The sequence below is a fragment of the Lysinibacillus cavernae genome (assembly GCF_009724685.1).
Lineage (GTDB): Bacteria > Bacillota > Bacilli > Bacillales_A > Planococcaceae > Lysinibacillus > Lysinibacillus cavernae.
On the sequence record NZ_WMEF01000008.1, the window covers coordinates 1 to 14,780 of the forward strand.

10 protein-coding genes, 1 pseudogene and 2 riboswitches are annotated in these 14,780 nt (G+C 35.6%); of the genes and pseudogenes, 8 read left to right on the forward strand and 3 right to left on the reverse strand.

The window, feature by feature from the left end:
* From GJU32_RS23205 to GJU32_RS15320, 4 genes are all read left to right on the forward strand, one after another.
* On the forward strand, positions 1-2,662 hold a 2,662-nt coding region (locus tag GJU32_RS23205; RefSeq protein WP_230875061.1), incomplete at its 5' end, for a toxin Cry1Ac domain D-VI-related protein.
* A gap of 1,075 nt (positions 2,663-3,737) precedes the next feature.
* The gene (locus tag GJU32_RS15310; RefSeq protein ID WP_155592829.1) at positions 3,738-5,270 is read left to right on the forward strand and encodes a BglG family transcription antiterminator; all 1,533 of its coding nucleotides are present in this window, start codon (positions 3,738-3,740) and stop codon (positions 5,268-5,270) included.
* A 1,390-nt stretch (positions 5,271-6,660) separates the two neighbouring features.
* The gene (locus GJU32_RS15315; RefSeq protein WP_155592830.1) at positions 6,661-7,206 is read left to right on the forward strand and encodes a helix-turn-helix domain-containing protein; all 546 of its coding nucleotides are present in this window, start codon (positions 6,661-6,663) and stop codon (positions 7,204-7,206) included.
* Entirely contained in the window at positions 7,194-8,225 is a 1,032-nt protein-coding gene (locus GJU32_RS15320; RefSeq protein WP_196426717.1) for a BglG family transcription antiterminator, read from the forward strand. Before GJU32_RS15315 ends, GJU32_RS15320 begins: the two co-directional genes overlap by 13 nt.
* A gap of 229 nt (positions 8,226-8,454) precedes the next feature.
* Here the strand turns inward: GJU32_RS15320 and GJU32_RS23420 are convergent, their stop codons facing one another.
* From GJU32_RS23420 to GJU32_RS15330, 3 genes are all read right to left on the reverse strand, one after another.
* Positions 8,455-8,601, reverse strand: a complete 147-nt coding sequence (locus GJU32_RS23420) for a hypothetical protein (protein ID WP_230875062.1) — start codon at positions 8,599-8,601, stop codon at positions 8,455-8,457.
* 68 nt (positions 8,602-8,669) lie between these two features.
* Entirely contained in the window at positions 8,670-9,437 is a 768-nt protein-coding gene (locus GJU32_RS15325; protein WP_155592832.1) for a YibE/F family protein, read from the reverse strand.
* Complete coding sequence (locus GJU32_RS15330) at positions 9,434-10,558, reverse strand: YibE/F family protein (protein ID WP_155592833.1); 1,125 nt, start codon at positions 10,556-10,558, stop codon at positions 9,434-9,436. Before GJU32_RS15330 ends, GJU32_RS15325 begins: the two co-directional genes overlap by 4 nt.
* Positions 10,559-10,762: 204 nt before the next feature.
* On the opposite strand from GJU32_RS15330, the gene GJU32_RS23210 reads away from it, so the two are divergent.
* From GJU32_RS23210 to ribB, 4 genes and pseudogenes are all read left to right on the forward strand, one after another.
* Positions 10,763-10,936, forward strand: coding sequence for a hypothetical protein (locus tag GJU32_RS23210; protein ID WP_196426718.1), 174 nt, complete (start codon positions 10,763-10,765; stop codon positions 10,934-10,936).
* 245 nt (positions 10,937-11,181) lie between these two features.
* Positions 11,182-12,807 (forward strand): ABC-F family ATP-binding cassette domain-containing protein, encoded by a 1,626-nt coding sequence (locus tag GJU32_RS15335; RefSeq protein WP_155592834.1) that lies wholly within the window; start codon positions 11,182-11,184, stop codon positions 12,805-12,807.
* Between the two features lie 125 nt (positions 12,808-12,932).
* A riboswitch (FMN riboswitch) is annotated at positions 12,933-13,058 on the forward strand.
* Positions 13,059-13,179: 121 nt separating this feature from the next.
* A riboswitch (FMN riboswitch) is annotated at positions 13,180-13,305 on the forward strand.
* Between the two features lie 207 nt (positions 13,306-13,512).
* Entirely contained in the window at positions 13,513-14,151 is a 639-nt protein-coding gene (gene ribE / locus GJU32_RS15340; RefSeq protein WP_155592835.1) for a riboflavin synthase, read from the forward strand.
* Between the two features lie 26 nt (positions 14,152-14,177).
* Positions 14,178-14,771, forward strand: a pseudogene (ribB, locus tag GJU32_RS15345) (3,4-dihydroxy-2-butanone-4-phosphate synthase); the annotation flags it as partial.
* Positions 14,772-14,780 lie beyond the last annotated feature (9 nt).

The following is a 14,780-nucleotide window of genomic DNA, read 5'->3' on the forward strand; positions in this document are numbered from 1 at the left end:
GAATCAAGCAGCGATTGATGAGGCACAAGAGGCAATTGACAAACTGCCAGCAGGTCCAGAAAAAGATCGTCTACAAGGTTTAGTGGAAGCTGCACAAGATTTACTGAATCAACAAGGACAAGGGGAACAAGACTTAGCGGATGCGAAAAACAAAGCAGAAGATCTATTCACAGATGGCAGCTTTAACAAACTAAAAGATACAGCGAATCAAGCAGCGATTGATGAGGCACAAGAGGCAATTGACAAACTGCCAGCAGGTCCAGAAAAAGACCGTCTACAAGGTTTAGTAGGAGCTGCGCAAGATTTACTGAATCAACAAGGACAAGGGGAACAAGACTTAGCGGATGCGAAAAACAAAGCAGAAGATCTATTCACAGATGGCAGCTTTAACAAACTAAAAGATACAGCGAATCAAGCAGCGATTGATGAGGCACAAGAGGCAATTGACAAACTGCCAGCAGGTCCAGAAAAAGATCGTCTACAAGGTTTAGTGGAAGCTGCACAAGATTTACTGAATCAACAAGGACAAGGTGAACTAGACTTAGCAGACGCGAAAAACAAAGCAGAAGGTCTGTTCACAGATGACAACTTCAACAAGCTGAAAGATACAACCAATCAGACAGCGATTGATGAGGCACAAGAAGCAATTAACAAATTGCCAGCAGGTCCAGAAAAAGACCGCCTACAAGGCTTAGTAGAAGCTGCGCAAGACTTACTGAATCAACAAGGACAAGGGGAACAAGACTTAGCAGATGCGAAAAACAAAGCAGAAGGTCTGTTTACAGATGGTAGCTTTAACAAGCTGAAAGATACAACAAATCAAGCAGCGATTGATGAAACACAAGAAGCAATTGACAAACTACCAGCAGGTCCAGAAAAAGATCGCTTACAAGGCTTAGTGGATAACGCAAAAGACTTATTTGATGCTTCTCAACTTGCACTGACGGTAGATCCACTTAGTGTTGGCCAAACCACAGTTTATGGTAAGTATTCACCAGGAATAGTTAAGGTTAATATCTACCTGAATGATGAATTTGTTCGTAATCGTCCTGTGAATGGAGATGGTACATTTAGCGGACATGTATCTAACACGTTGAAAGCTGGAGATGTTGTACGTTTGGTTCCAGTTGATGCGAAAGGTCATCAAGGAACAGCTGTTGAAGTTATTGTAGGTGGAAATGTTGGAGCTCCAACACTAAATCCTTATATTGAAGGCGACATGTACTTGACAGGAACAGTGGCTAAGGATACTTCTTATGTAAGAGTGTATGTCAATGGTGTACATTTGCGTAAACGTAATGTAGAAGCAAACGGTGTAGATATTTTGGTGAATGTGAGTGATTCTGGAGCGAAGGTTGGGGATATCATTAAGGTTGTCCCTTACAACAGCAAAGATGTAGCAGGTCAAGAAACAACAATCGTTGTTCAAGCCTCGGAAAAAGACTCAGCAGATGCGAAAAACAAAGCAGAAGGTCTGTTCACAGATGGTAGCTTTAACAAGCTGAAAGATACAACAAATCAAGCAGCGATTGATGAAACACAAGAAGCAATTGACAAACTACCAGCAGGTCCAGAAAAAGATCGCTTACAAGGCTTAGTGGATAACGCAAAAGACTTATTTGATGCTTCTCAACTTGCACTGACGGTAGATCCACTTAGTGTTGGCCAAACCACAGTTTATGGTAAGTATTCACCAGGAATAGTTAAGGTTAATATCTACCTGAATGATGAATTTGTTCGTAATCGTCCTGTGAATGGAGATGGTACATTTAGCGGACATGTATCTAACACGTTGAAAGCTGGAGATGTTGTACGTTTGGTTCCAGTTGATGCGAAAGGTCATCAAGGAACAGCTGTTGAAGTTATTGTAGGTGGAAATGTTGGAGCTCCAACACTAAATCCTTATATTGAAGGCGACATGTACTTGACAGGAACAGTGGCTAAGGATACTTCTTATGTAAGAGTGTATGTCAATGGTGTACATTTGCGTAAACGTAATGTAGAAGCAAACGGTGTAGATATTTTGGTGAATGTGAGTGATTCTGGAGCGAAGGTTGGGGATATCATTAAGGTTGTCCCTTACAACAGCAAAGATGTAGCAGGTCAAGAAACAACACTTGTTGTTCAAGCCTCTCTAGTTGTTGAAACAAAAGATTACCTTGAAGGAGATGAGCAAATTTTCGGTCAAACAGTTACTTTAGCAGACAAAATTGATATCTATGTAAACGGTAAATTCCTCCGTACTCGTGCGGTTGACAAAGTAACAGGTGAGTACTTTGGCAGTATGCGTTCAACGGTAGACGGATTGCCTAAAGCGGGTGACATCATTAAAATTGTTGCCCGTACAGACAAAGGGGTTGTACTCGCTCAAGTTGAGATTACAGTAGGAGAAAAGAAGGGACAAGGAGCTCCAACTGCACAACCATTTACTGAAGGTCAAACCACTATTACTGGTACAGTTCCACAAAATGCTCAAAAACTGAGAATTTACCACGGAATAGACTTTAAGGATGTATTAATCCGTGGTGTGATTGATAAAGTAAATCAAACGTATTCAGTGTATATAGCTGATTTAAAACTAAAATCTGGTGATCAAGTGAAAATTGTTACATTGAACGAGCTTGGCCGTGAAAGTGCACCTTTCATACTTACAGTTAAATAATAGAGAAAATGTGAAATGAACATCACAAAACTCGGTTGAAGAATAAGAGAGTAGCATATGATGTGGCTCTCTTTTTCTTATCCTATAAGTAGGTTATTAAAATGAGTGATAATATGAAAAAAACGTTTAATCAGGTCTATCTCGATATAGAAAAGTTGATTTATTTATCCTATCGACGCCGAAATAAATGGAATTATAATGAAATTGAAAAAACACGAAAAAACATAATTGAGAATATTAAAGCGATTGAGTTAATAACCAAAGAAGCATCTAACCTAAAAGTTAGGAGGGATAATATTATAGAATACTTCGAAAAATAAAACCACTTTAGAATGGTCAACTTACTTGTAAGACTTGAAGGTCTTTCGCAGTTTTAAATTCACTTGTACAGAGGTACATATAAAAGTCAGTTGTACATTGAATTGAACGATTCGTTGAAATGCTAGGGTGAATTTGTAGTGTCGTATGAGATAGTTAATGGGATGAATTATATTTATTAAACTTGAAACATTACAACTGGCTATGAATGAATACCAGTTTTACAGTTATTGAACAAAACAACAATGATTAAAAGGCTTAAGCCTGTTGAAATTCTAGGCTTAAGCCTTTTAAAGTTTTTTATTACGATAACGGAAAGTGATTCCATTGGACCATTATTAATGGATTTTCCTCTATGTATCATCTTATTATCTGTTCTTCTTACAATCACTTCAACTATGCTTATCTATTTAAAGCTATATTTCCACTCCATTCATTCATACACTTCCATCCAAATAAAAACATCAGAGAGATTTCTTCAGCCAAAAGGTTGAGGATGTATGTCATTTCTTTCGAATAGATTTTTTGTCACCAAATACCCCTTTAAATAAAATAATCTTTTCTTTACACAATTTCCTATTTACTAATCATATTACCAATAATGAAATGATTTATTACCAATAATGAAATGTATAGTGATTAAAATTATGTCATCTTTATCTTTATTAGGCATGATATCTTAGAGCTTCAATTCAATTCTAATAACGTTTTTACTTTTGTAGATATAAAGTCTAATGTGAAGGGAAGGAGATTTTCTATGAATAGATTTAATGATCGTCATTCAGATCTTCTGTATCATTTATTTTATGAGGGCACTTGGTGTAGTTTAAACGACCTATCAAGTAAAATTGGTTACTCAAAAAGTACATTGTGGCGAGACTTGTTACTTATGGAATCTAATCTCCCTAATGATTGGAAAATTGAAAAAAATGAAATGAATGGTGTCAGATTAATAAAACCACAAAACGGTACTTTAGAGCAATTATGGTCTCATCACAGAAGTGAAAACACATACTTTCAAACACTAGAATTAATTCTTTTTAATAATGGCGTAACGATAAATGAAATTATTCAGCAGGTACACATTAGTCGCTCAACTGCATATCGACAGCTAGAGAAAATAGGAGAGGTAGTGAAAAGCGCTGGCGTTCAATTATCAAACCATCCATATAAAATTATTGGTGAAGAAAAAAAAATCAGACGATTTATGATGCAATATGTGGAGTATATGTCTGGAAATATATATGATTATATTACTTCCTTTGATTTTGATGAATTTCACAACACACTATTAAAATTATTAAAAGAGCATTCAATGACTTTACATGTAGGTGCAATACAAAAACTAGGGATTTTCCTACATATATCTAATACTCGCATAAGGCATGAATGTTTCGTGACATTCTCAAAAACGGTTATAGAGGATTATGAAAACTCGAAGGCTTTTAAGATATCCAAACGTTTATTTAAGTTTATGGGGAAAATTACAAACAGAGATAATCAGATTCATGAAGTTTTAATTTTTTCATTATATTTAATGAGTGAAGAAATGCACTTAAATCGATCGCAAGAATTACGAAATTTTAGATTAAGCCTGGACTTGACTAATGGTAAATCACTAAAGCAATTTCTCAAAGTACTATCAAAAAATGTTGGTTTTGATATCTCGCAGGACGATACCTTTATGTATAATTTCGCTCAAACTATGCGAGGTATATCCTATGACATACATTTAAATACCGATACACGACTAAACAATATTCTACATTTTGTACCATATTTTGAAAAGAATCCTTTATATATCCTTATTGAAGAAATAGCAACAACTAGTTTTGAACCATTAATTGCATCATTAGAAAGTGTAGAAATACTGGAAATCTTTATGTTAGTTCAAGCAATGCTTCTCCGGAAAAAGAATCAAATTGTAATAGAGGCAGCATTAGTATGTCGTTCATATGTAGAGAAAGATTATATAAAAGAAGTATTAAAACGTAGCTTTGGCAATCGGCTGAACATTAATGTAATGGATTTTTCTGAAATTGACCTATTCTTCAGCAACAATGATCTTGACATTGTAATAACTACAGATTCTGGTCAATTATTGGATAATGGACACATTCCGATTTATAAAGTTTCCTCATTCCCTACACCTTCTGAACTAAAAGAAATTAAAGAATTTACGCACAATTTCTTTGTTGAAAGGTATAATCTAAATAAAGAATTTCTGCATCCTTTTGAGGAGGAAGACGATAACGATTATAGCGAACACCTGTATTTGAATTATATGTAGTGTGTCCACACCTTCGATTAAAAGCTTTGAAACATATTTTCCTAAATGCATAAACAATGCTCGTCACAATCTTTATTCAAAGATTATTAAAATTTCAGCTATCATACTGCGATTTGTAAGTTCTTTATGATCTAAAAAACTTAAGTTTGTAATGAATAGGTATCTAAATTTTATAGTTAATAGTCTGCGGTAGCAGTGAAGGATGTTGATGCTAGATGGCTTGTTTCATTGATGCAATAGCTACCCTTTATTACCTTCATAACATGCTAGATGAATACTTAGAATCCCTCCAAAAATAAATAGGTAAAATGGAAGATGAATTAAAAGCTTATCAATAAAACATTAGCATGGCCCGAAGGTCGTGCTTTTTCTTAAGGAATGAAAGCAAATGAGGAGAATCAATTTTGAAAATTCTACAAATTGTATGTTGATTTTTAAAAAAATTGCTGTATTTTTAATGGAAAATAACATAAATGGTAAAATATATATTAATAACAATGTTTTACCTCTAACAAAATCCTTCAATAAATATTATTATTTTCTTTGGCAAGTATTTTTTAGTGAATCCACGCGTGAAATAACTGCAATAATTTACTTTATCCCTCTGAAAACTAAAAAACTGTCCTTTCTTCATAAAATAACTTATTCATCGAACAGCAGGTAAAGAGGCTATTTAATATACACTGCCTTTGTATGAGGAAAATAGATTTTTAATTTACACAATATAAATGATGACATAGATTCGGAAAAATCGGTACTTAGGGCTCGAAATGTTATATTTAACGAGATAGTTTTGTATCGTTTTTGGAAATTGATGTCTCAAAATTGAATCACCGACCTTTAGCTTAGGTGATAATTTTATTGTAGTAGAGTGTTGAACTCTTTTAAACGTTTTATTAAATAATTGGAATTGAAATCGGTTATAAACACGCATGTTTACAAACGTACAAAAAGATAGGCAACTGTTAATGAAAATTATTACTAAAGACTCTGCGACCAGCCAATTTATAGTATGAAACATATGTTGTATCGAAGAAATATCGTTCGTTTAGAGGACCGTTGGAAAAAGTGCATCTAACAATTTAACCCCATGTTTATCTACATAAGTTTGGCGACGGAATTGGCCGAGTGATTACAGGAACAACCAGAATAAATGCATTCAAAGACTGAAGTAATTCTAAAATACGAGCCAATAATTATCCCGATAACATAGTAATGTGAATGTTACTATTTTAAGGATTAAATCTTTGTAGCTACCTCATGATTATCTTGATAACAGTACTCCAAATTTCTAGGAAAACAAAAAGCATTGTGGATTCAATGAATAAACGTACACAGATTTTGTTATCGAAAAGAAGGGGATATATTTTATTTATGATTAAAACTAACAATGAACAATCGTACAATTAAAAAGAAAGTAAGTAACAATACTGTTATTACTTCTAAAAAATGGTACAGGGAAGGTTTTTATATGAATCGTTTTAATGAACGGCATGGCCAATTAATTTATTATTTATTTAACAAACAATCCTGGTGTAGTTTTGGAGAACTATGTAAAAATACAGGGGTTCCAAGAAGTACCATGTGGCGAGATTTAAATTTTATACAATCAGTTCTGCCTACCGGATGGAGTATTGAGCGGAATGAAATACAAGGAGTCCGTCTAATCAAACCGATGAAAGGTACGTTAGAGAGTGTGTGGACACATTTAAAGGGAAAAGATACGTACTTTCAGACATTAGAATTACTGATATTAGAGAATGGCGTATCTATTAACGATATTGCTGAGAAAATACATATTAGTCGCTCTACCGTTTATCGTCATTTGGAAAAAATAGAGAACGTAATTGAATGCGCTGGCATTCATCTTGAAAAAAATCCTTATAGGTTACAGGGAGATGAAAAAAAATTCGCCGATTCATTATGCAATATTTAGAAGGTAAAATATTGAACATGTCGGATCTTACTAATTTTAATGGAGAAGCGTTTAAAACCTCTTTAATGCATCAGCTATCTGATTCTTCCGTGGTTCTTCACATTGGTGCTATACATCGGCTTACAATGATTATGTATATTGCCAATATTCGAATTGGACACGGCTGTTTTGTGTCCTTTCCAGCACAAACAATAAAAGAATATCAGGAAACTAAATATTTTCTTGTTGCCAAAAATTTGTTTCAATTTATGGAGAAATGCCCAACGAGGACTATTCAAATGAATGAAAACCTCTTTTTTGCCTTATATTTATTGAGTGAAGAAAAACCATTAAACCGAACACAGCATCTTGGTTACATTCGTTCTCAATATAAAAAAGGTAAAAGTGACCCAATCTCCCTCTCTTTGTCAGAACTTTCTGCTTACACGAACATGGATCTATTTCAGGATGATAAGTTTGTGTATAAATACGTACAAACGATACGACGGATTACATTCAATTCACAATTTAATACGGATACCCGAGTTAATAACATGTTACCCTTCCTTCCTTATGTGGAAAAAAAACCCTTATTCAAATTCATCGAAGGTATGAAAAAAAGCTTTTCAACCTCATCTATATATCTTGGAAAATTAGAGGTATTGGAAATTTTTTTATTAGTACAAGCTGCTCTTCTGCGAAAAAAAAATCAAACGATTATCAAAACCGCTTTAATCTGTAGAACGTATATAGAAAAAGAGTATATCTCTGAAGTGTTACGTTTTCACTTTGGACAGCAGCTTCGTATTACATCCTTAGACGTTGCAGATTCTGAGATTTTACAACGAAATAATGAGTATGATTTGATCATTTCAACAATTGGGAATGGCCAATTTATCACTCATATTCCTAATCTAATAGTATCTTCTTTTCCCTCTTCTGCAGAATTAATCGAAATCAGACAGTTCATAAATCAATATTTTGTAGAACACTGGGACATCGATGAGCGAATGATATATCCTTTTGAAGAGGATTTATGATATGAATAGTGCTTATTTTTACCTATATATCAATATTTTGTACCCACACAAACTAGCACTATAAATTGCTCAGAGTAAAAGTTTAGAACAAAAATGTGCTTTGTTGTCTACAAAGTGAATAACATAAGATTATACAAGATGATACTAGTGAACTTATTTGTATTGTCATTAGCGATGTTCCTGTCCTTCAGTCAATAGCTAGCAATTGGCGGTGAACCTGGACAAACATTTACTTGCTAGAATAGAGTGATGCAGTAATATTAGCAACGGATGTTTCCTCCTCAACGATACGTGTCACACTCAACAGTGCAATAGCGACCGTATCAGGATATTCAAAGGATGAATTAAATAAGTGAGGGACGATACAACTATCCAAAAAGAGGAGATATGTATCTCCAGCACCTATCACGAAAAGTGATAGGTCTGGTATCTATGAGACGAGCGCTATTCTGTTTTTTCTCGTGTTTTTACTAAATAATAAGCATTGACGGAGGATGCAATAGGAATGATCAGTGCAATGCCGATGCCTGCACAAAAAATCGTCATCATTTCAGCACTAAAAACTTTGGAATTGACGATTTCACCAATCGAATAAGAGAGATCCTTAAACCATATCAATAAACTTAAATAGCCACCAAAGAAAGCGAAAAATAATGTATTTGTATCCGTTCCTAAAATGTCCCTTCCAATACTTAATCCAGATGTAAACAGTTTCTTTCTACTAATAGAAGGATTGCGATAAAAAATCTCATGCATGGAAGTAGCGATGGAAATGGCAACATCCATGATGGCACCGATCGTACTCATAATAATGACAGATGCACCAATCTGCACAAAATTAACACCAATATAGAGGGAAAAGATACTTATTTCTTCTGTTGATTCTTCTCCAAAGCCTTGGATCATCGATTTTTTCGTTACAAACGTAATAAAAAGCAGTAACACAACAATCGTCACCATTGTGGAGATAAACGCTGTAATGGTTTTACTGTTTGTTTTATTGATATAGAATAGGCTAATACAGCTAATGACTGTACAGGCGATGAACGTCAGGATAATTGGACTGTTTTTCGGGTTCGTCATTAAAAAGATGGTGACAAAAAGTACACCAAAATTTAGGAATAAAGAAATAAATGAGCGTACACCTTGTTTACCTCCAACAATCACCATTAAAATACATAAAATTACGGCTAATAACACAATTACATTCATGCTTTAACCCTCTTTCGATTAATGAAAAATAGAGCAGTATACTGACTAATAGGAATCGTAAGGACGACACCAATACCACCTGCTAGCGCTCTAGCCAATTCTAGAGAAAGATTTAAGGACAGTGTAAGCCCTAATGGTGACGAATTTTTCAAATAGAGAATGACCATTGGTATGGAACCACAAAGATAAGCAAAAAATAAAATACTCGTAATGGTCCCCATGATATCTCGTCCTATTTCAACACCTGAAGATTTAAGTGCCTTCACAGAAATAGTAGGATCTTGTTCATATAAAGCAAATATCGAGGAAGCCATCGTAATGGAGACGTCCATGACAGCCCCAAGTGAGCCAATAAATAACCCTGCCATAAAGATTGTGCGATAGGGGCGAGTTAAAAACTGCATTTCTTCATAACGAAGACCGTTTTCACCCGTTATCCACATCACGACGGAGCTAATGATAAGTGCAATAACAGTTCCTAATAGCGTTGATATAATGGCTGCATACGTTTTTGTATTCAATCCACTGATGAGTAACAAAGAAATGATGGTAAATAAAAGAACACAAACACCAATTATCAATAACAAGCTCAGGCTACCGTGCTCAACATACAGATCTAACGCAAATGATAAAATCAACGCATTTACAACTAAACTAACAATGGAGAACAAGCCTTGTCTTTTTCCGATAATGAGTAAGCCGAAAATAAAAATCCAAGCAATGATGATAATGGTTTGATCTCGTTTCAAGTCGAGAATGGAACCGGTTAAAACTGATGGCGTTGCTTGATTATTTATGGAGACAAAAATTTCATTGCCTACATGGTATTCTTGATCAAAAGCTCCAGATGAAGAATAGTCATTCGTCAATTGAATGGACTGCCCCTTGTACTGTCCGTTTTTTATGACTGCTGTAAGATGCTGTGTAAACAAATAATCGTCATTGTCATACATATCTGTCATCGGTTCTGATTCCGCCACATCAGCTTTGATCACTTCAGCGATAGGTCGATCATAAAATTGTTCATTATGATGAACAAATACAATCGAAATGACACTACAGAACACTAATAAGGTAGTTAAAATACCTTGTTTAACCGTAATATTTTTAAAAAATTGCAAGTAAATGACCTCCAAACTGCTGGACTGATTAGTCACCTGTAAAGGAACGAATTAATGAGAGGGAAGTTCCTTAAAAAGGATAAATGTCTTCAGTTTAATGATTTAGTTTACATTAATCAAGTTATACAAGTTGTAGTAAATTTGTATTCTATAAAAGTTTGTGTTAAATTAATTGGTACTATTATTCGAAGGGAGGGCAAAATGATGGAAACTGTATTCGCAAAGGGTTTAACTGAAAAAGAGGTAAAATCTTATAATCTTTGTGGGGATTTGCTTGCAAAGGGAGAAATCTGCCCTTTTTTAAGCAAATTTCATATCGAAACAGGTTCCAAAAGCTTTTTGCCTTCTAGACATAGCAAGTATTTACATCTGTGTTAGTAGCATGAATACGATATAGTGAGCAAAAAAGCGCCGGTTCCTGAACGGCGCTTTTTTTGCGTTTTGTGTGAGATATAGAATAGGGCCTCTACACAGAGGTTCATTATTTTCCAAGGTGCCGTTTTTATGGTGCCTTTTTTTGTTGTGGAGGAATGGAGAATGGGACATCTTATACGTCCATTTATTTCTTAAGCATGACAGCTTAGTGAAATGATGGACAAAAAAGATTAAGGAGTTTGAAAAAAATGATACTTCAATTAAATGGAATTAGTAAAAGCTATTTGGGGGACCCAATTCTCTCAAATATTTCGATGAAAATGGAAAGTGGAGATCGGATTGGGCTTATTGGTGTAAATGGAGCTGGGAAATCTACATTGCTACAGATTATTGCAGGTGATCTGCCTTATGATAAGGGAGAAATTTTCACGGGAAAAGGAGTGACGATGGGCTATTTGCGTCAAGACAGTGGATTGCAGATGAGTAATACCATTTGGACTGAAATGCTAGGGGGATTTACGGAGCTTCTAGCGGTTGAAGAGGAACTTCATGAGCTAGAATTGCAAATGGGTGAGCCGTCTTTATTAAATAATCCTGAAAAATTTGAGCAAGTAATGACGCGATACGCCGTCAAAGCAGATTGGTTTACACAACAAGGTGGCTATGACGTCGAGACAAAAATTCATAGTATTTTAAATGGAATGGGCTTTGGTGACATCTCCAAAAATACACAGATCGAAAAGCTAAGTGGGGGACAGAAAACGAGACTTGCTCTAGCAAAAATCTTATTAGAACAGCCAGATTTGTTGCTGTTAGATGAACCAACAAATCACTTGGATTTGGAGACTTTAAATTGGCTTGAACATTATTTACGTGGCTATCAAGGAGCCATACTTATTATTTCCCACGATCGTTACTTTTTAGATGCGTTAGTAAACGAGATTTATGAGATTGAGCGTACTAAAGGTACGAAGTATAGCGGTAATTACTCTAAGTATGTGGAAAGTAAAGCTAAAAATCGTCAATTGCTAGAGAAAAAATATACAAGGCAACAACAACAAATTGCCAAAATGGAGGAGTATATTCAGCGTAATATTGCTATGGCAACGTCTTCAAAAAGTGCGAAGAACAAGCGAAAACAGCTTGAACGAATTGAACGTATTGAGAAGCCGTTGAAAGATTTAAAACAAGCACAAATGGCATTTACCACAGACAAGAAATCTCATAAAGAAGTATTGAAGGTTCGAGATTTGAATATATCTTTTAAGGTGGAAAACGACAAAAAAACATTGTTGCAAGATATTTCATTCGAATTATACAGAGATGATCGGGTTGCATTAATTGGTCCAAATGGTGTTGGCAAAACAACGTTATTGAAAACGTTGTTAAAGGACATTACTCCAGATAGTGGTGTTGTCACTTGGGGCAATGGTGTGACGATTGGCTACTACGACCAAGAACAATCGACGTTACATCCCAATAATACAGTATTAAATGAAGTTTGGAATGCATTTCCATCGGTTGAAGAGGCAAACGTACGTACAGTGCTCGGTAACTTTTTGTTCACGGGTGAAGATGTTTTTAAAAAGGTATCCGCATTAAGTGGAGGCGAAAAAGCACGAGTAGCTTTAGCTAAACTTATTTTGCAGAAAGCAAATGTTTTAATTATGGATGAACCAACAAATCATCTCGATTTATTTAGTAAGGAAGTATTGGAGGAGGCACTTTTAAGGTTTGAAGGTACATTACTATGTATTTCACATGATCGTTATTTTTTAAATAAACTAGCTGACAAAATGCTAGAGCTTTCTTCGACTGGTGTGACAGTCTTTCAAGGTAATTATGATGATTATGTTCAAAAGGGAAGAAGATAAAAGGCATAACAGCCACCTCTTTGGTTATTCGTGTAGCCAAGGAGGTGGCCTCTTTTTGAAATTTTTTAGAGAGAAGGATGGATAATATAATAAAATAGTGTTATCGTAAGAACTAGCTAAATAAAATGATCCTTCGGGGTAGGGTGAAATTCCCAATCGGCGGTGATGAAGTAATTCAAAGTCCGTGAGCGCAAGCTGATTTGGTGCAAATCCAAAACCGACAGTTACAGTCTGGATGGGAGAAGGGTATAAGTGCAAGCTTTTTAAATTGATTGTAATTTAGAGGGTTTATTTGACTATGCACTTATCACATGACTTCCCATAAATATTTTTTGGGAAGTTTTTTTTATTTAGCAAACCAATTGAATAGAAGATGTTCTTCGGGGTAGGGTGAAATTCCCAATCGGCGGTGATGAAGCAATTCAAAGTCCGTGAGCGCAAGCTGATTTGGTGCAAATCCAAAACCGACAGTGATAGTCTGGATGGGAGAAGAACGAGTGAGATGACAGTCTATGGAAAAAACAGTATCCAATTAGGCTTATTTGTTGACGTCTTATACTCCCAAAACCCCTTTGTTGAAAGGGGTTTTTTTATTGAAAGCTGAAGGAGGGAGAAGACGGATAAAAGTTGAAAAGTGACAGGTAGAACAAAGGAACTGACGGATAGAAGAGAGATTTCGCTAACCAATGAAAAGCAGGTGATTGAATGTTTACAGGGCTTGTAGAGGATATTGGCACAATAAAAGCCATGCAAAGCGATAGGCACAGTATGAAAATTACGATTAACTCTTCCAAGATAGCAGAGGATGTAAAGCTTGGGGACAGTATAGCGGTCAATGGTGTTTGTTTAACGGTAACACATTTTACGGACCTGGAGCTAACGATGGATGTCATGCCTGAAACAGTCAAAGCAACAAATTTACAGCAGCTGGCAATAGGGGATCCTGTTAATTTAGAGCGAGCCATGCCTGCTAATGGACGATTCGGTGGTCATTTTGTTGCAGGACATGTAGATGGAGTAGGAAAAATTTTACGAAAGCGTCCTGTTGCCAACGCAGTTTATATTGATATCGAATTGTCAGAGGAATTAACAAGCTATTGTATTCCAAAGGGCTCCATAACGATTGATGGCACAAGCTTAACAATATTTCATGTTGAATCGAACAGTGCCACTATTTCACTCATTCCCCATACTTACAAAGAAACTGTTTTAGGTATGAAGAAGATTGGAGCAATTGTGAATATCGAAACGGATTTAGTTGGCAAGTACATTTTACAGCAACTGAAAAAAGGACATGTAACGCCTGCTATTACGAGAGATTACTTAGCACAACATGGTTTTTAATAGTACAAAATGAGGAGATGACAATAGTGCTACATGCAATTGAAGAAGCCATTGAGGATTTAAAGCAAGGCAAAATGATTGTGGTGGTGGATGATGAGGATCGGGAAAATGAGGGGGATCTTCTGGCACTTGCTGAATTCATAACACCAGCAACAATTAACTTTATGGCGACCTATGGTAGAGGGTTAATTTGTACACCCATTTCACAGCAGCTTGCTCAAAGTCTAGAGCTGCACCCGATGGTTCAATACAATACGGATAATCATCAAACAGCATTTACCGTCAGTATTGATCATGTAGTAACAACGACAGGGATAAGTGCCTTTGAACGAGCAGTCACGATACAAAAGATGATTGAACCTCAAGCAAAGCCGACTGATTTTCGTCGACCAGGCCATGTTTTTCCACTGATAGCAAAGGATAAAGGTGTCTTAGAGCGGAGAGGACATACAGAAGCGACAATTGATTTAGCAAAGCTATGTCATAGTGTGCCAGCTGGTGTTATTTGCGAAATCATGGGAGATGATGGTCAGATGTTACGTTTTGAAGAACTGAAAAAATATGCGGCTCATCACGGCTTAAAAATGATATCCATAGAGGCGTTGGTTGCTTATCTTAGACAATTATGC